Source organism: Streptomyces sp. NBC_01317, assembly GCF_035961655.1.
In the GTDB taxonomy this organism is placed as follows: Bacteria; Actinomycetota; Actinomycetes; order Streptomycetales; family Streptomycetaceae; genus Streptomyces.
This window is the reverse complement of the sequence record NZ_CP108393.1, coordinates 2,301,652-2,318,626: the sequence shown is the minus strand read 5'-3', so window position 1 is coordinate 2,318,626 and position 16,975 is coordinate 2,301,652. Positions and strand designations below refer to the sequence as shown.

The window sequence follows — 16,975 nt, the reverse complement described above, 5'->3', positions numbered from 1 at the left end:
CGGCTTCTATGCGCGGGCCGGTTGCCGGGGGCCGGGCAGGGGTCGTGTCCTGCACTGCATGTTTTACGTCGCGTTCGGGACCTTGTTTGGTTCGGGTTCGCCACGCGACACAAAACACGCTCTACGTTCCGGACACGACCCCTGCCCGTCCCCCTTCCACGCCCGCGTTCAAGACAAAACCGGGTCCGTCCGGCCTTGGAGGGCACGGGGGCACCACCCAGCCCGTCCGGCGTTTGAGGACATCAGTAAGCCGCGCCCGAGCACCGGGCAGGGCCACACTCCAGCCCGTCCGGCGTTTGAGGACGTTGGTAAGCGGCACCGTCCACCGGGCGGAGGGGAGGCGCCCCGGGCGGGCGGGGTCGTTGAGCTCACCCTCGGCGTGAGGGGGGTGGGGTCGGAGGAGGTGCGTGTGTCCGGACGTAAAGCGTGTTTTGTGGCGCATGGCTACCGTGAATGTCCGGAGCTCCTGAGGCGCCGTAAAACATGCAGTCCGGACATACGTACCTCCGCAGGCCCCGCCCCCCGTCACCACGACAAACCCAGCCCGTCCGGCGATTGAGGACATCAGTAAGCGCAACCAAACGCACCGGGCAGAGGCCAAACCAAGCCCGTCCGGCGATTGAGGACAATCAGTGAGCCGCGCCCACCACCGGGCGGACCACGTGACACGCCGCCTGGGCGACCGCCGCCCCCGACAGCACCGGCAGCGCAGTCGTACCACACGCGTCCGCAACGCCCACCGCGCCCGCCTCGCCCGACGCCAAGACCTGGCACCGCGCATGGAACCGGCACCCCGCAGGGATCCGCGAAGGATCCGGTGGCTCGCCCGTGAGGACGACCGGGGCGCCGGGGGACTCCGGCAGGACGGACAGCAGCGCGCGCGTATACGGGTGCTGAGGGGCCGTCAGGACCTCCTCCACCGGCCCGGTCTCCACGATGCGGCCGAGGTACATCACCGCCACCCGGTCCGCGATGTTCCACGCCAACCCCAGGTCGTGCGTCACGACCACCGCGGAGAGGCCCAGTTCGTCCCGCAGCGACAGCAGCAGCGCCAGGATCTCGCCCCGCACGGACGCGTCCAGGGACGCCACGGGCTCGTCCGCGACGAGGAGTTCGGGTTCGAGGACCAGCGCGCCCGCGATGACGACACGCTGCCGCTGGCCCCCGGACAACTCGTGCGGGTAGCGGAGGAAGAAGCGTTCCGGGGGCCGCAGCCCCGCCCGGGACAGCGCTGAGGCGACCGCCTCGCGTTCGTCGCCCGCGTACCCGTGGATCCGCAGGCCCTCCGCCACCGCGTCGTACACGGTGTGGCGTGGGTTGAGGGACCCGCTGGGGTCCTGGAGGATCAGTTGGACCCGCTTGCGGTGCGCCTTGAGGGCGCGCGACGTGTGGGCGAGCGTCTCGCCCGCGAAGCTGACACTCCCGGACGTGGGCGGCACCAGACCCAGCAGCGTGCGCGCCAGCGTCGTCTTGCCGCAGCCGGACTCGCCGACCAGGGCCACGATCTCCCCGGGGGCGATGTCGAGGTCGACGCCGTCGACCGCGCGTGCGGGCGCCCCGCCGCGCCGCCCGGGGAAGGTGACGTGCAGGCCGGTGGCCGAGAGCAAGGGGACCGTGGTGGTGGTCATGGGTGGCTCCTCAGGAGGCCGTGGGACCGCCTCATGCCGGGTCGGCGGAGGCATCGGCGGCGGTGGCATCGGCGGCGGTGTCGGCGGAGGCATCGGCGGAGTCGGACGCGGCGGAGTCCCGGAAAGCGTGCCCCGGCGACACGTGCACACACGCCGCCCGGCGGTCCGGCCCCGCCTCCCGCAGCACAGGATCGTCGTCCGCGCACGAATCCAGCGCGACCGCGCACCGCGGATGGAACGTACAACCGCCCGGCAGCGCCGAGGGGTCCGGCGGGTCGCCGGGCAGGCCGCGCGGCGCCCGCCGGGAAGCCGGGTCGCCGACGCGCGGGAACGCGGCGGACAGCGCGCGCCCGTACGGGTGCTCGGCCGCGTCGTACACCGCCCGCGCCGGGCCCTCCTCCACGACGCGCCCCGCGTACATCACGGCGAGCCGGTCGCAGGTGTCCGCGAGGACCGTCAGGTCGTGGCTGATCATCAGCAGGCTGATGTCCTGCTCGGCGACGAGCCGCTCGATGAGCCGCAGGATCTGCGCCTGGATCATCACGTCGAGCGCGGTGGTCGGCTCGTCGGCGACGATCAGCCGGGGATCGCATGCCAGGGCCATCGCGATCATCACGCGCTGGCGCTGTCCGCCGGAGAGTTCGTGCGGATAGGCGCCCGCGCGGGCCGCGGGCAGCCCGACCTGTTCGAGGAGGGCGCCCGCCCGGCGGCGGGCCGCCGCCGGGGTGGCGTGCTGGTGCAGCACCACCGGTTCGGCGATCTGGTCGCCGATCCGGTGCACCGCGTTGAGCGAGTGCATCGCGCCCTGGAAGACGATCGACGCCCCCGCCCACCGTACGGCGCGCAGCCGCCCCCACTTCATGGTGAGGACGTCCTCGCCGTCGAGGAGGATCTCGCCGGTCACTTCCGCCGAGGCGGGCAGCAGGCGCAGCAGTGCCAGCGCCAGGGTGGATTTGCCGCAGCCGGACTCGCCGGCGATGCCGAGCTTCGTACCGGCGCCGACGGTCAGGTCGACGCCGCGTACGGCCGCCGCGCCGGAGGCGTAGGTGACATGGAGATCCTTGATCTCCAGCAGCGTGGGGGCGGGTGTGGTCGGAGTGGTCAACGAGTCGCCCCTAGCTTGGGGTTGAGCACGGCCTCGACGGTCCGGCCGCAGAGTGTGAAGGCCAGCGCGACCAACGCGATCGCGATGCCGGGCGGTGCGAGATACCACCAGTGCCCGGAGGAGACGGCGCCCGCCTCCCGCGCGTCCTGGAGCAGGCCGCCCCAGGAGACGACGGTGGGGTCGCCGAGCCCGAGGAAGGCCAGGGTGGCCTCGGTGAGGATCGCGCTGGAGATGCCGAGGGTGGTCTGCGCGAGCACCAACGGCATGACGTTGGGCAGCACATGGCGCGTCATGATGTGCCGGTGGCCGCCGCCCAGCGCACGGGCCCGCTCGATGTACGGCCGGGACTCGACCGCGATGGTCTGCGCCCGTACGAGCCGTGCCGTCGTCGGCCAGCTGGTCACACCGATCGCCACGACGACGGTCCAGACGGACCGGGACATCACGGTGGCGAGCACGATCGCGAGGACCAGGGTGGGCATCACCAGGAACCAGTCGGTGATCCGCATGATGACGGTGGAGTACCACCGCCCGTAGTGCCCCGCGATGATGCCGACCAGGGTGCCGATGGCGACGGACAGGGCGGCCGCCAGCAGTCCGACGGTGAGCGAGATGCGTGAGCCCCAGACGAGCAGGCCGAGGAGCGACCGCCCGAACTGGTCGGTGCCCAGGGGGAACGCGCCGCTCGGCGACTCCAGCGCCGTCCCGGGCGCGTGGGTCACACTCTGCACGTCGTCGCCGACGAGCAGCGGTGCGAGGAGGGCGGTCAGTGTGATCAGCGCGAGGGCCGCGAGACCGAAGAGCCCGGCCCGGTGCGTACGGTACTGCCGCCAGAAGCGGGCCACCGAGTCGCGCCGCCGGGTCCAGGCGAGGGAGGACGCGGTCGGCAGGGCGGGACGCGGTGCGGAGGGGAGCGGAGGGGTCTTCTCCGGTGTCATCGGCCCACCCGGGGATCGAGCAGCGGATAGAGCAGGTCGGCGAGCAGGTTCATCAGGATCATCGCGCCGGCGAAGACGACGAACAGGCCTTGTACGAGGGGGAGATCAGGCACGCTGAGCGCCTGGTAGAAGAGACCGCCGAGGCCCGGCCAGGAGAAGACCGTCTCGACGAGGATCGAACCGGCCGCCACATGGCCCAGGTTGATGAACACCACGGTGACGGTGGGCAGCAGGGCGTTGGGTACGGCGTGCCGGCGCCGTACGAGATCGTCCCGCAGGCCCTTCGCGCGGGCCGTCGTCAGATAGTCGCTGCCCATCTCGTCCAGCAGGGAGGAGCGCATGACCAGAAGCGTCTGCGCGTATCCGACGGCGACCAGGGTCACGACGGGCAGCACCATGTGGTGGGCCACGTCGGTGACGTACCCGAAGCCGCTCGAACTGCCCGACGACATACCGCCGGTGGGGAACATCCCGGGGATCTGGCCGATGCCGACGGAGAAGACGATGATGAGCAGCAGTCCCAGCCAGAAGGACGGGACGGACCACAGGGTCAGCGCCACGCCCGTGTTGATCCGGTCGCCGAGGCCGCCGTTGTGCCACGCCGAGCGGGTGCCGAGCCAGAGCCCGAGCGCCGAGTAGATCACCGCGGCGACCCCCATGAGCAGCAGGGTCGCGGGCAGCTTCTCCCCGATCAGCTCACCGACCGGCGCGTGGAACTGGTACGAGGTGCCGAGGTCGCCGGTCAGGGCGTTGGCGCAGTAGTCGCCGAACTGCCGCCACATGGGCAGGTCGAGGCCGAACTGCCTGCGCATCGTGGCCAGTTGCTCGGCCGACGTCGGCTTGCCGCGTGTCATGGCCTTCACCGGGTCGCCGGGGATGATCCGGAACAGGAAGAAGCTGGTGACGAGCACGGCGATCAGCGAGACGACCGCGCCACCCAACTTGCCCGCCACATAGAGGAGATAGGCGGTCGCGGCGCCGGACGAGCGGCGGTCCGCCGCGTCCGGCGGCCCGGTCCTCCCCGGGCCGTCGGCGGCGTCCCGCACCGCACCGGGGGTGCTTGCGGTACTCATCGCTTATTCACGGTCTTCCGCGGTGGAACGGCGGCGCATCACGACGAAGAGCCCGAGAGCGGCCACGAGCACCACGGCTGCTCCGATCCCGATCACCACACCGGTGGAGGACGAACTGTCCGCGCTGCCGCCGCCCGCTGCCGGTACCGCGGACCACCAGCTCCAATAGCCGTCCTGGCCCCAGAGGTTGCCGGCGGCCTCCGGCATTGTCGTGATCGACTTGATCTGGTCCGTACGGTACGCCTCGACGGCGTTCGGGTAGGCCATGACGTTCATGTACCCGGTGTCGTACAGCCGCGACTCCAGCTGCTTGACCAACTCCGCGCGCCGGGCGGGGTCGTACTCCGCGGCCTGTCGCGCGTAGAGGCCGTCGTACGTCTTGTCGCAGATGAAGTTGTCGGTGGCGCCGCTGTCCTTGGGCGTGGCGGGCAGGGCGTCGCACGTGTGAATGGAGAGGACGTAGTCGGGATCGGGGTTCACGGACCAGCCGTCGAAGGCCAGGTCGTAGTCATCGGCGAGCCAGGGGTCCGAGACGTTGTCGAGGCACTCGACCTCCAGCCCGATGCCCAGATCGCCCCACCACTCCTGGAGGTACTTGCCGACGGCCTTGTCGTTGGGGTCGGTGGCGTGGCAGAGGATGCGGAAGTCGAGCGGCTTGCCGTCCTTGCCGACGCGCTTGCCCGCGCTGTTCTTCTTGTAGCCCGCCTGGTCGAGAGTCTTGGCCGCGGCGGCCGGGTCGTACGCGAGCACTTGGTCGGGCGAGGGCTGCCAGAAGTACGAGCCGAAGCGGGGCGGGATGTAGCCCTGGCCCTCAACGGCGTGGCCCTGGAAGACCTTGTCGATGATGGTCTTGCGGTCGACGGCCCGGAAGAGCGCTTCCCGTACGGCCGGGTCGAGGAGCGCCGGATGGCCGTTGCCGAACTTCTTGCCGTCCTTCGACCGCGCGCCGGGGTTGGTGGCGAGGGCGTAGAAGCGGCGGCCCGGCGCGTCGTTGACCTTGATGTCGGCGGTGGCCTTCAGTGAAGCGGCCTGCGCCGGGGTGAGGTTGGGGACGAACGAGACCTCGCCCTTGCGCAGCGCGGCGACGGCCGCGTCCCCGTCCTTGTAGTACTTGAGCACCAGCTCGTCGAACTTGGGCGCACCGCGCCAGAAGGTCTTGTTCGGCTTGAGCTTGATGTACTGGTCGACCTTGAAGTCCGTGACGACGAAAGGCCCGTTGCCGACGATCGGGAACTCTTTGTCGTTGTTGAACTTGGAGAAGTCGCCGACCTTCTCCCAGATGTGCTTCGGCACGATCGGCACGTCGAGCGCGGTCATCGTGGCCTGCGGCTTGTTCAGCTCGATGACGAGCGTCCGCGGGTCCGGGGCGGTCACCTTCTTGAAGTTGGAGGTGAAACTGCCGTTGGCGGTCGCCGCGTTGTCGTCCGTCATCATCTTGTTGAACGTCCAGGCGGCGTCCTCGGCCGTCGCCTGCCGGCCGTCGGACCACTTCGAGTTGTCGCGGATGGTGAACGTCCACGTCAGCTTGTCCGCCGACGGCTTCCACGCCGTCGCGAAACCCGGGACCGTGTGCGCGTCCTTGGGGTCGTAGTTCGTCAGGTACTCGTACGTCAGGCGGTGCAGTGTCGTACCGAGCAGCGTCTGGGACAGGAACGGGCTGAGGGAGTCGACACTCTGGCTGACCGCGACCGTGAGGACCTTGTCGCCGTCGGCCGCCTGGGCCTGCTGGGGCGCCGGGAGCAGTGGGGTGAACGGAATCACGGTCCCGGCGACGAGCGCGCCGGACAGGGCGCCGGAAGCCAGGAGCAGACGGGATCGGGAGGAGCGGGAGGAGCTGGAAGAGCGGGAGGAGCCGGAGGAGTGCCTCAGGGGCTGCGGCGTCGGGCGTGGGGGAACGCTGTGGACCATAAGACGGTGACCTCGTGTCATCACTCGCACGGAGAAGCCGGGTGGATTCTGGATCGCCAACTGGTGAAGCGCAGGTCTATCAGCGCTCGTCCGGCCGCGTCAACGGCGGCCGGACACCCCGTGTGGGCTGCGGGAATGCCCAGAGGGTCCGCTCCTCGAACCAGGAACGGACCCTCATTGGTATCTACCTCTGCCGCCTTACTGCTGAGGCGCTGGCGGTGCCTGCGGGGGCTGCTGCCAGCCGGGCGGGACGCCGGGGTGGCCTTGCTGGGATTCGGGCTGGTGGGGCGGGTGTTGGGGTGACTGCTGGGGTGCGTGGTGTGGTGCCTGCTGGGGTGTCTGCTGCGGCGGCTGCTGTCCCGGTTGGGCGTACGGCTGCGGGGGCTGGGGCTGCGGGGCCTGCCCCTGGTACTGGGGCTGCTGGGTCGCGTACTGCTGGGGGTACTGCGGCTGCTGATAGGGCTGTTGGGCGTACGGCTGCTGCTGCGGGTACGGCTGCCCCTGCTGCGGCTGCCCCGGTCCGCCGCCCGGCCCCGGCATCGGAGGCGCGTACTGCGGCGGCGGGTTGTTGCCGTCCGACGTCCACAGCCCCTGCGCCTGCTGGGCCCGCGCGAAGTCCTCCGCGACCAGCGCCGAGAGGTGGAAGTACGCCTCGCGCGTCTTGGGCCGCATCATGTCGAGGTCCACCTCGGCGCCGGCGGCCAGGTGTTCGTCGAACGGCACCACGACCACCCCGCGGCAGCGGGTCTCGAAGTGCTGCACGATGTCGTCGACCTTGATCATCTTTCCGGTCTCGCGGACCCCCGAGATGACCGTGAGGGAGCGCTGCACCAGATCGGCGTAGCCGTGCGCGGACAGCCAGTCGAGCGTCGTGGAGGCGCTGCTGGCGCCGTCCACCGACGGCGTCGAGATGATGATCAGCTGGTCGGCGAGGTCCAGCACCCCGCGCATCGCGCTGTAGAGCAGACCGGTGCCGGAGTCCGTCAGGATGATCGGGTACTGCTTGCCGAGCACCTCGATCGCACGCCGGTAGTCCTCGTCGTTGAACGCCGTGGAGACCGCCGGATCCACGTCGTTGGCGATGATCTCAAGACCGGACGACGCCTGCGAGGTGAAGCGGCGGATGTCCATGTAGCTCTGGAGGTACGGGATCGCCTGGACCAGGTCGCGGATGGTCGCCCCGGTCTCGCGCCGGACGCGGCGGCCGAGCGTACCGGCGTCCGGGTTGGCGTCGATCGCCAGGATCTTGTCCTGCCGCTCGGTGGCCAGCGTGGACCCCAGGGCGGTGGTGGTCGTCGTCTTGCCGACCCCGCCCTTGAGGCTGATGACCGCGATCCGGTAGCAGGAGAGCACCGGCGTACGGATCAGCTCCAGCTTGCGCTGCCGCTCGGCTTCCGCCGCCTTGCCGCCGATCTTGAAGCGGGAGGCGCCGGACGGATTGCGACTGCTCTTCGCCTTCGGCTTGTTGTTCCTCAGGAGCCGGTCGGAGGACAGCTCGACGGCGGCGGTGTAGCCGAGCGGCGCGCCCGGCACGGACCGCTCACGCTGGTCGTGCGACACGGCGGACGGCCAACCGGCCCCGGTACGGGGGTCGACGGGAGGCGCGGCCTGGCCCGGGGGCTGGGGGTGCGGCTGGGGCTGGTGGATCTGCTGCGGGGGGATGTACGGAGCCGCCTGCGCGGGCGGCTGGGGTACGGGGCCGGGCTGGGCGGGGTAGCCGGGATGCGGGAAGCCGTAACCGGCCTGCGGCGGCACGGGCGCGGGCGGGTACGGACCGGGCTGCCCTTGCTGCGGGAAGCCGTAACCGGCCTGTGGGGGTTGGGTGTTCGGCCCGGGGGCGGTGGGGGCCTGGGGTGCTGTGGGGCCGGGTTGCCCTGGCTGGCCCTGCTGGGGGAAGCCGTAACCCGTCGGCGGGGGCGGGGTGTTCGAACCCGGGACGGCGGGTGCCTGCGGCGCCGCAGGTCCGGCGTGACCGGGCTGTCCCTGCTGGGGGAAGCCGTAACCGGCCTGTGGGGGTTGGGTGTTCGGCCCGGGGGCGGTGGGGGCCTGGGGTGCTGTGGGGCCGGGTTGCCCTGGCTGGCCCTGGTGCGGGAAGCCGTAACCCGGCGGCAGGGGTGGGGTGTTCGGCCCCGGCCCGGCGGATGGCTGCGGTGCGGCAGGACCGGGCTGACCCGGTCGTCCCGGCTGCGGGAAGCCGTAACCGCTGGTGTCCTGGTGCGGCTGCGCGGGCCAGCCGTACGGAGGCTGGGGCGCGGGGGGCTGCGGCTGGGCCGGTACGGGCCACTGCGGCGCGGCCGTCGGCGCGGCGGGCTGGAACGCGGGCGGCAGCGGCGGCAGTGCGACCGCCTCGGGGGCGGCCGGAAGCTGCGGCGTCCGCGGCGACCACGGCGGGCCGGGCGCGGGGGCCGGGGGAGCGAGGGGGGCGGCGCCCACCGGCGTGGAGTTGTCGGGACCGTCCTGCGGTGCCGGGGCGCCGTGGGCCGGATCGTCCCCGTCGGACGAGGCGGCGGCAGCAGGCGTCTCCTGGCCGGCCTCGGCCTTGGAACCGGCTTCCTGCTCCGGTCCGGCCTCCGGTGCTGTTTCGCCCGCCGTCGTGTCCGGGGCCTCGGCCCCGTCCGTACCGTCGGCCGGTTCGTTTTTTTCGCCGTTCGCGGAGTCCGAGCCGTCCGAGGCGGCGGTGGCGGGAGCGCCCGCACCGGGGCTTCCGGTGCCTTCCCCGCTCGCCGCGGCCTTCGCCGCGTCGCGTTCCGCGAACTCCCGCTTGAGCGCGGCGGGGGAGAACCGCATCGTCGCCCCGCTGTCCAGCTCTCCCCCGCCAAAAGGCTCCGCCGCCGGGGGAGCCACGGGAGCCGCGGGGACGGCCGGGGTGGCGCCCGGGCCGGTGCCGGCCACCGGAGCGGGCCCAGAGGCCTGACCGGCGGCCGCGACCGGCCCGGGGCCCGGCGCGCCGGCCGGGGGCTGACCAGCAGGTGGAAGCGGACCAGCAGCAGGGTCCGGCACTGGTCCGGCGGCAGGTACGGGACCTCCCGTCCCGACCGGACCGGTGGCGGGATCGCCGGCGGCCACCGCATCGGCGGCCGGGGCCGAGTGGGGAGCCAAGAGCGCACCGGCAGCCGCATCTTGCCCCGGCACGGCGGCCTGCGGGCCCCCAGGCCCGCCCACCGGCCCCGTCGGAGGCGACGGCGTGGTGCCTGGTCCAGGCCCGGGTCCCCGGGCGGCACCGGAAGCCGGGCCGGCAGCTGACGCGTGGCCGGCCGCCGACGCGGTGCCGGGAACGCCGGCCGCGGCCGGGTCTCCTACCGGAGCCGGACCGGCGGCCGGGACCGCGCCGCCGGCCGATGCCGGCTCGGGCGTGGCAGTCGACGCGCCCGCAGGCGCGCCCGGTGGCGTCTCGGGCGACGGACCCGTATCCGTACCCGTACCCGGAATCCGCCCCGGTGCCGGAGGCGCAATCGTCCAGTTCGGCTCGAAGCCGCTCCCCGTCGGCAGCCCCGGCACCGCCACCGGCGCGCCCACCGGCGGCGGAGGCGGCGTCGGGTCGTACGCGGGCGCGGGCGGCCCCGCCGTCGCGGCGCCACCGGCCGTGTCCCCCGGCGTGTTCTGCGTGTACCAGGCGGGAGGGGTGTAGTCGATGGTGAACTCACCCGTCACCTCGGGCTCCGCGTCGGACTGATCGTCCACGGGCGGCCGGTCCCAGCCTCCGCGGATCTCGTCCCGATCGCCGTTCACTTTGCCTCCTGAGGTGGTCGAGCACCCTTGTGCCGTGGTGGGCGGGGGCGGTCGTCCCTGGTGTCCGGTCCGCCCGGCTCTCCCCCTGGGCCCTGTCAGGACCCGGTGACGCGGCATACGTGCCTGTCGGTTCTCCTCCCGCGCCTCCACCCACCCTAATCATCCCCGGTGTCGCTCCGGCAGGGCGGACGGGTCCGCCGGCGAGCGGCCCGTACGTCACGTCCTGCCCCCAAGTGAACACGTAAGGAACCCGGGTGGGTACAGCGATCGGTCAAATCGGTACATGTCTGGGGGAGATCGCGGCAGAACCCGCGCAGAACGGGCGTACGAAGCCGACTTTGGCCCGTACGTCCCCGCACACCCCCGCACGCCGGAGGGGCACGCCCCGGACGGAGCGTGCCCCTACCTGTTGCCCGCTGTTCGCCGCCGGCCCCGGGCCGACCGGGCTCAGCGCAGATCGAACTCCCCGTCGCGTGCCCCGAGGACAAAGGCCCGCCACTCGGCCTCGGTGTACCTCAGCACGGTGTCCGGGTCCACGGACGACCGCATGGCGACGGCGCCTTCCGGCAGGTACGCGATCTCGACCCGCTCCTCGTCCGCACTGGTGCCGGGCGCGCTGTGCCACTCGACGCCAGAGATGTCCAGGGCATACAGCTCGTCCTTCTCCTGCGCGCTCCCCATCAGACAAGCTTCCTTTCGGTGACGGCTCGGTGCTGCCCTCTGCCGGCTGTTCCGGTTTCTCCGGCATCTTAGGACGCTTCGCCGTACGTCCGCGACGGAACGATTACAGCGCGTGCGGGCCGGGTAGGAAGGCCGGCCGATCCGGCGGGCTCAGTCCATCCGGCGGGCCACGCCCAGCAACCCCGTCTCCGCGTCCGTACCGCTCGTCATCACCCAGTGGTGCTCACGCCCCGCGCACCAGAGGGTGACGCCGTCCGCCAGTGTGGGCAGCGCGTCGGTCTCGGCGCGCGACAGGCCCAGGATGCGGCCGACCTGTTCGGCCTCCTGCGGCGAGACCCGCTGGACGCCCACCAGCGTGGAGCCCCGCATCAACCGCGGTGCCACCGGGCTCATGTAGGGCAGCAGGGTCATCACCGACTGCCACGGTGAGGACACCACCCGGCCGCGCGGGGGGCGCATCCCGCAGTCCCGGATCACCACCACGGGGCTGCCGACCGTCGCGCCCATCGGCGGCACCCGGCCGACCTCGTGCAGTGTGACGCAGTCCAGGCCCGCGCCCGCGGCCTGCGCCAGCAGCGTCCAGGACGGGGCGCGCCCGGTCTCGACCGCGACCCGCGCGCCGGTGGCCGCCGCGCGCAGCGCCAGCACCTGGGCCGTCCACAGGCCGCCGATCAGCAGGATGTCGTACGGGGTCGAGCGGTGGAAGCCCACCATCTGCGGCCGGCCGTCGCCGTCGTCGCCGATCACCACACCGTCGTCCCCCACCGGCAGCGACAGCGCGCCGAGGTGGTCCAGCGCGATGGTGTGTCCCGCGTGGTGGGGGCCGCGCAGCCCCCGCAGGCCCCGCTTCGTACCGTTGGCAGCGGTCATCGCGCGCCTCCCAGAGGCAGTGTGGCCAGCACACCGGGCAGCTGCTCGCGGTCCAGCCGTACCAGACCGACCTTCGCGTGCCGCGCGGCCTGCTCCAACGTCCGCCGCACCCGCACCAGTTCGGTGTCCGAGCCGCCGGTGATCCGTACGTGCCCGCCGATCGACATCGTCCCCCGGTGCGCGCCCGGGCGCAGGGTCAGGCTGAACGTGGTGGCGTACGCGGGGGCCGAGGTCAGCAGCGCCACCAGCTTGGGCAGCGGAGTGGCGCCGCGCCCCAACTCGGGCCAGCGGCCCACGGCGTAGGTGGTGTGCCAGCGGTCGTCACACCGCCAGACCCGCGCCGTCTCGGCGGTGCGCCGCCGCGCCGCCGCGTCCGGCCGGCCCGCGCGGGCCGACAGCGCGGGGCTGGCGCAGGCCGAGGTGGCCACGGTGGAGTTCAGCTCTTCCTGGTCCAGCACCACGGCCCGGAACCCGGCGCCGGTGATCCGGCTGGCGACGTGGTCCGCCACCCGCACCAGACACCGCTGGGCGCCTTCGATCCCGCCACCGCGCGCGTCCACGGCCTCCCGGCACAGCTCGGGGTCCAGCTTGATCGCCACCCAGGTGAGCCGCAGCGCGGGGGCGCCGGTCTGTTCCTGGAGGGGTGCGTACGAGAGTCGGGCCACGGCCTGTTGGGGCAGGTGCGGTGCGGGCGCCGAGCGCACCTGCTGCACCAACTGCACCGATTCCAGGGTGATGTCGTCCACGGAGAGGGCGTCCGCGAGCAGGGTGAGCGGCAGCGAGCGCGCGCCGAACACCGGGCGCAGCCCGTCGCCGCTGGCCTCGACCCGTACCACCACGGTCAGGAACGTGCCGTCGCCGAGCATCCCGACCGTGCGGCGGTTCCGGTCGACGTAGGTGTACGGGCGGAATCCCGGCACACTCTCCGCGACAGGCGCCAGCAAGGGGTCGACGTCAGGCCCGCACGGCTCGGCGGGCCGGGTGCGCGCCCGCAGCGCGAGAGCCGTGGACAGCCAGTCCTGTACGGCGTGGCCCCGGCGGCGCGACACGGCGACCAGCACCAGCACACAGGCCACGGTCGCGGCCGGCACGAGCCAGAGCCCGCCGAGCGCCAGGCCGATCCCCGTCAGCGCGAGAGCGACTTCGATGAGCACCAACTGCCGTAGCTGGAAGGGCCCGAGGTGGCCGGCGCGGGGCCGGGAGCGCAGGGTCGTCCGCGCCGGAGCGACCCCTGGGGCCGTACGCACAGCGCCGGCCTCCGCGCGTCTGCCGCGCCGTCGTCCGGGTCGTCCGGACGGAGCGGGGACCCGCGCGGTGCTGCTCCGCCCGTCGCGCTCGCGCGTCGCCGTACTCATCGCCGCCGTGCCCCCTTGCGCCGTAACCGCCGTCCGCCCATGGGCGTTGACCGGTCGATCACCCTACCTGAGCGGTGGGACACGAGCGGCGGCATGCATAGTAGGGGGCCGGCGCGACACACTGGTCCCTCCGGTGCACGAGGGAACCTGGTCGCTCAGCGGGGGAAGAGGGACAGCGGACAGATGGCATCACGACGGGACGAACTCAACGCCTACACCTTCGCGAAACGAAGGCTGATCGCGCAGTTCGTGCAGCCGAACTCGACCGGTTCGGAAGAGGGCGCGCCCCGGCCGCTTCGTGCGGTGCTGCCCGGTGTCATCGTCGGTGTGGTGATCCTCGCGGCCTTCGGTGCGTGGGGGATGTTCAAGCCCGTGGCGCCCAAGGGATGGGACGCGGTGAACGAGAACGTCATCATCGCCAGCAAGTCCACCACCCGCTATGTGGTGTTGCGGACCGGGAAGACGAGTCAGCTGCACCCGGTGCTGAACATGGCCTCCGCCAAGCTCCTGCTCGACCAGGACAAGGGCAAGGTCATCAACGTCAGCGAATCGGTCATCGACCGCAGCGACCTCGCCCACGGCCCGACCGTCGGCATCCCCTACGCCCCCGACCGGCTCCCCGACGCCAAGGAGGCCGGGGGGGCCAAGCGTTGGGCGGTCTGCGAACGGCCGAGCGCGGGCGGCAGGGCCATCCAGAAGGCGGCGTTCGTCCTGGCGCAGCGCGAACAGGGCAGGACCGAAGGGGCAGATCGTCTGCGCGGCGGTGAACTCCTCTACGTCGAGGGCCCGGACAAGGTCCGGTACGTGGTGGACGCCGAGGGCAAGGCGTACCGCGTGAAGAAGGACGAGCTGCTCCTGCGCCAGGTGGTGGGCGCCGACCGCAGGCCGCAGCGTGTCACGGCCGCCTGGCTGGAGACCCTGCACCAGGGCGGCACCATCGACTTCCCGGCGATCACGGGCACCCCCGGCGCCGACGCGAACGCCCCCGGCGCGCTGCTGCCGAAGGAGGCGAACAAGGTGGGCATGGTCCTCGTCGCCCCCGTCAACTCCAAGAACCAGCAGTACGTGGTGCTGCCCGGCAGGGTCGCCCCGGTCACGGACTTCACCGCGAAGCTGCTGCTCAGCAGCAAGGAGCTGGTCACGGTCGGCCAGGCGGGCAGGGCCACGTCGGTGAGCCCTGGTGCCATCGAGCCGGGTGAGCCGTTCGGACAGGACAAGGACTGGCCGGAGAGCGACCCCGCACCGGTCAACGAGGCGGGCACCGGCGCGGGAAGCCGTAACACCGTGTGCAGTGTGCTGCGGGACGTGAACGGCGCCGACGGCGCCACCACACTGAGCACCTGGGCGGGCACGGACTTCCCGAAGCCGCTGCCCACCGGCTCCAGCGCGTATGTCACCCCGGGGTCAGGGCAGTTGTTCCGGCAGTTCCAGGGATCGTCGACCGCCTCGGGATTTGTTTTCCTCGTCACCGACACGGGCCTGCGCTACGGCATGCAGTCCAACGGCGACAGCGCCGGGGACGAGCCCGGCATCGGAGCCGGTACGGCCCAGGAACGGCAGGCGCGGCAGCAGGAGGCCCAGCAGGCGCAGAACCGGCTCGGCTACAAGGACGTCGCCCCGGCACCGGTCCCCGCCGCGTGGGCCACGTTCCTGCCGACGGGGCCCCGGCTGTCGACGGCGGCGGCCCGGCAGATCCAGGGCTCGTGAGAGGGAGCGTGAGAGTGAGGGGAAGAGCGCAGATGGCCGACCGGCGGCTCCTCGCCACCACCGCCACCGTGGTCACCGCGGCGGCCGCCCTCCTCGTCCTGCCCGCGTCCGCCGCGGCCGAGGGCCCCACCGACACCCAGTGCACGTTCCCCAGCAAGCCGTACGCGGGCCGTCCCTGGGCGCTGCAACGGGTGCTGCTCGACGAACTGTGGTCGCAGTCCACCGGCAAAGGGGTACGGGTCGCGGTCATCGACACCGGGGTCGACGTCAGGAATCCCCAACTCACCCCGGCCGTCGACGTGAAGAGCGGCCGCAACAAGATGAAACGGGGGCTGAAGGACGACTTCGGCGGCACGATCGAGCGCGGCAAGGAGGACGGCACCACGGACACCGTGGGCCACGGCACCAAGGTCGCCGGGATCATCGCGGCCCGCCCCAGGGAGGGCACCGGCTTCGTCGGCCTCGCGCCCGGGGCCACCATCATCCCCATCCAGCAGAACGACGCCGAGGGCCACGGCACCGCCGAGACCCTCGCCGACGCCATCACCTACGCCGTCGAGGCGCGCGCCGACGTCATCAACATCTCCCAGGACACGGCCAACGCGGTCGAGCCCGCACCCGAGTTGAAGCAGGCGGTGGACAACGCCCTCGACCAGGACGTCGTCGTGGTGGCCTCGGCGGGCAACGACGGCCTCGGCGGGAACGTCAAGGAGACCTACCCGGCCTCGTACAAAGGTGTGTTGGCCGTGGCGTCGTCCGACAGGAACAACGAACGGGCTGCCTTCTCCCAGTCCGGCGAGTTCGTCGGGGTCGCGGCCCCCGGCGTCGACATGGTCTCCACCGTTCCCGGCGGCGGCCACTGCGCGGACAACGGTACGAGTTTCTCCGCCCCGTACGTCGCCGGCGTCGCCGCGCTCATCAAGGGCAAGCACCCGGACTGGACGCGGGAACAGATCGTCGCCCAGATCGAACAGACCGCGGAACGCTCCATCGCGGGCCACGACCGCCTGGTGGGCTGGGGAGTCGTGGACCCGGTACGGGCCCTGACCGAGGACGACAAGCCCCTCGGCGCACCGGTCGCCGACCGGGGCGCCGACCCGGTGGCGGCGCCCGCGGCGGCCCGGTTCCAGGTCGGCGAGTCGCCGGAGGAACGCGCGACACGCCTCGCGACGTACGTGCTCGTGGGCGCGGGAGTGCTGGTGGCGGCGATAGCGGGCGGCGCGGTGGCTCTGCGCGACGCACGGAGGCGTACGCGGCGGGCCTGACGTGCCGCGTGCGGTGCCGTGTGAAGTGCCGCGTGAGGAGTTGCGCGTGCACAGTCCCCGCACCCCCGTATTGAAGCCGTAACAGGAAGTCCCGGCGCGGACAACGTCCTTGGGGCTGTCGGAGCCGATCGCTAGAGTGAGATGTACAGGTGCGGTTGTTGTGTGCGGCGCCACGATCGCAACGTAGGACCACTGAGGTGACTGAGGCAGTTGAGGTAAACGGGGAGAGGAACAAAGGCATGGTGATCCCTGCGGACGGCGGGGGAGGCGGGGGAGCCTCGACCGGTGGGAGCGACCTCGAACGCGGTGTCGGCGCGCTGAAACGCTTCCAGAGCCGGGTGAAGGATCTGCTGGCGGACCTGGAGCGCGGGGCGGCCGGAGACACGAAGGTGGCGGCACAGACGGTCGCCAGGACCTCGCTGAGCGGGAGCAACGCGACATTCGCCGAGGCGGACGGGCTGTACGCCCAGTACAGCCGCGTGCACCAGTCGCTCGTCTCGCTCTCCCGGACGCTGGGGGATCAGATCGAGACGCTGAGCATCGGGGTGCACGCGGCGGAGGTCGGGTTCGACAACGTCGAGGAAGACGTGCGGCGGCGGTACGCGAGGATCCAGACCCGCATCCTTGAGGACCGCAGGGCGGAAGAGAAACGCGCGCAGCAGGGCGAGCACGGGCCGGAGAAGAGCGGCAAGTCGAACTCTGAACAGGGGTGGTGA

At 72.1% G+C, this 16,975-nt stretch carries 12 protein-coding genes; 3 read left to right on the top strand and 9 right to left on the bottom strand.

Annotated elements, in window-relative coordinates:
* Nucleotides 1–629: 629 nt before the first annotated feature.
* The 9 genes from OG349_RS09575 to eccE all read right to left on the bottom strand — a co-directional run bounded on the left by OG349_RS09575 (nucleotide 630) and on the right by eccE (nucleotide 13,287).
* On the bottom strand, nucleotides 630–1,628 hold the full coding sequence (locus OG349_RS09575; RefSeq protein ID WP_327234214.1) for an ABC transporter ATP-binding protein: 999 nt from the start codon (nucleotides 1,626–1,628) through the stop codon (nucleotides 630–632).
* A gap of 31 nt (nucleotides 1,629–1,659) precedes the next feature.
* Nucleotides 1,660–2,733: an ABC transporter ATP-binding protein gene (locus tag OG349_RS09570; protein WP_327234213.1), complete on the bottom strand. Its 1,074-nt coding sequence runs from the start codon at nucleotides 2,731–2,733 to the stop codon at nucleotides 1,660–1,662.
* Nucleotides 2,730–3,671 (bottom strand): ABC transporter permease, encoded by a 942-nt coding sequence (locus tag OG349_RS09565; protein ID WP_327234212.1) that lies wholly within the window; start codon nucleotides 3,669–3,671, stop codon nucleotides 2,730–2,732. Before OG349_RS09565 ends, OG349_RS09570 begins: the two co-directional genes overlap by 4 nt.
* A complete protein-coding gene (locus OG349_RS09560; protein WP_327234211.1) occupies nucleotides 3,668–4,744 on the bottom strand; it encodes an ABC transporter permease in 1,077 nt (358 codons plus the stop codon). The genes OG349_RS09565 and OG349_RS09560 overlap by 4 nt, the downstream gene beginning before the upstream one ends.
* A gap of 3 nt (nucleotides 4,745–4,747) precedes the next feature.
* Entirely contained in the window at nucleotides 4,748–6,652 is a 1,905-nt protein-coding gene (locus tag OG349_RS09555) for an ABC transporter substrate-binding protein (protein WP_327234210.1), read from the bottom strand.
* Nucleotides 6,653–6,850: 198 nt separating this feature from the next.
* Nucleotides 6,851–10,381, bottom strand: a complete 3,531-nt coding sequence (locus OG349_RS09550) for an SCO5717 family growth-regulating ATPase (protein ID WP_327234209.1) — start codon at nucleotides 10,379–10,381, stop codon at nucleotides 6,851–6,853.
* Between the two features lie 447 nt (nucleotides 10,382–10,828).
* Nucleotides 10,829–11,062 (bottom strand): DUF397 domain-containing protein, encoded by a 234-nt coding sequence (locus tag OG349_RS09545; RefSeq protein ID WP_161306834.1) that lies wholly within the window; start codon nucleotides 11,060–11,062, stop codon nucleotides 10,829–10,831.
* Between the two features lie 150 nt (nucleotides 11,063–11,212).
* Complete coding sequence (locus OG349_RS09540) at nucleotides 11,213–11,932, bottom strand: hypothetical protein (RefSeq protein WP_327234208.1); 720 nt, start codon at nucleotides 11,930–11,932, stop codon at nucleotides 11,213–11,215.
* Nucleotides 11,929–13,287, bottom strand: a complete 1,359-nt coding sequence (gene eccE / locus OG349_RS09535; protein WP_327234207.1) for a type VII secretion protein EccE — start codon at nucleotides 13,285–13,287, stop codon at nucleotides 11,929–11,931. Before eccE ends, OG349_RS09540 begins: the two co-directional genes overlap by 4 nt.
* Nucleotides 13,288–13,470: 183 nt before the next feature.
* Here eccE and eccB point away from each other — a divergent pair, with 183 nt between their 5' ends.
* From eccB to OG349_RS09520, 3 genes are all read left to right on the top strand, one after another.
* Complete coding sequence (gene eccB, locus OG349_RS09530) at nucleotides 13,471–14,994, top strand: type VII secretion protein EccB (protein WP_327234206.1); 1,524 nt, start codon at nucleotides 13,471–13,473, stop codon at nucleotides 14,992–14,994.
* Nucleotides 14,995–15,026: 32 nt separating this feature from the next.
* Nucleotides 15,027–16,259 (top strand): type VII secretion-associated serine protease mycosin, encoded by a 1,233-nt coding sequence (gene mycP, locus OG349_RS09525; RefSeq protein ID WP_327238507.1) that lies wholly within the window; start codon nucleotides 15,027–15,029, stop codon nucleotides 16,257–16,259.
* Nucleotides 16,260–16,498: 239 nt separating this feature from the next.
* Nucleotides 16,499–16,975, top strand: a complete 477-nt coding sequence (locus OG349_RS09520) for a hypothetical protein (protein ID WP_327234205.1) — start codon at nucleotides 16,499–16,501, stop codon at nucleotides 16,973–16,975.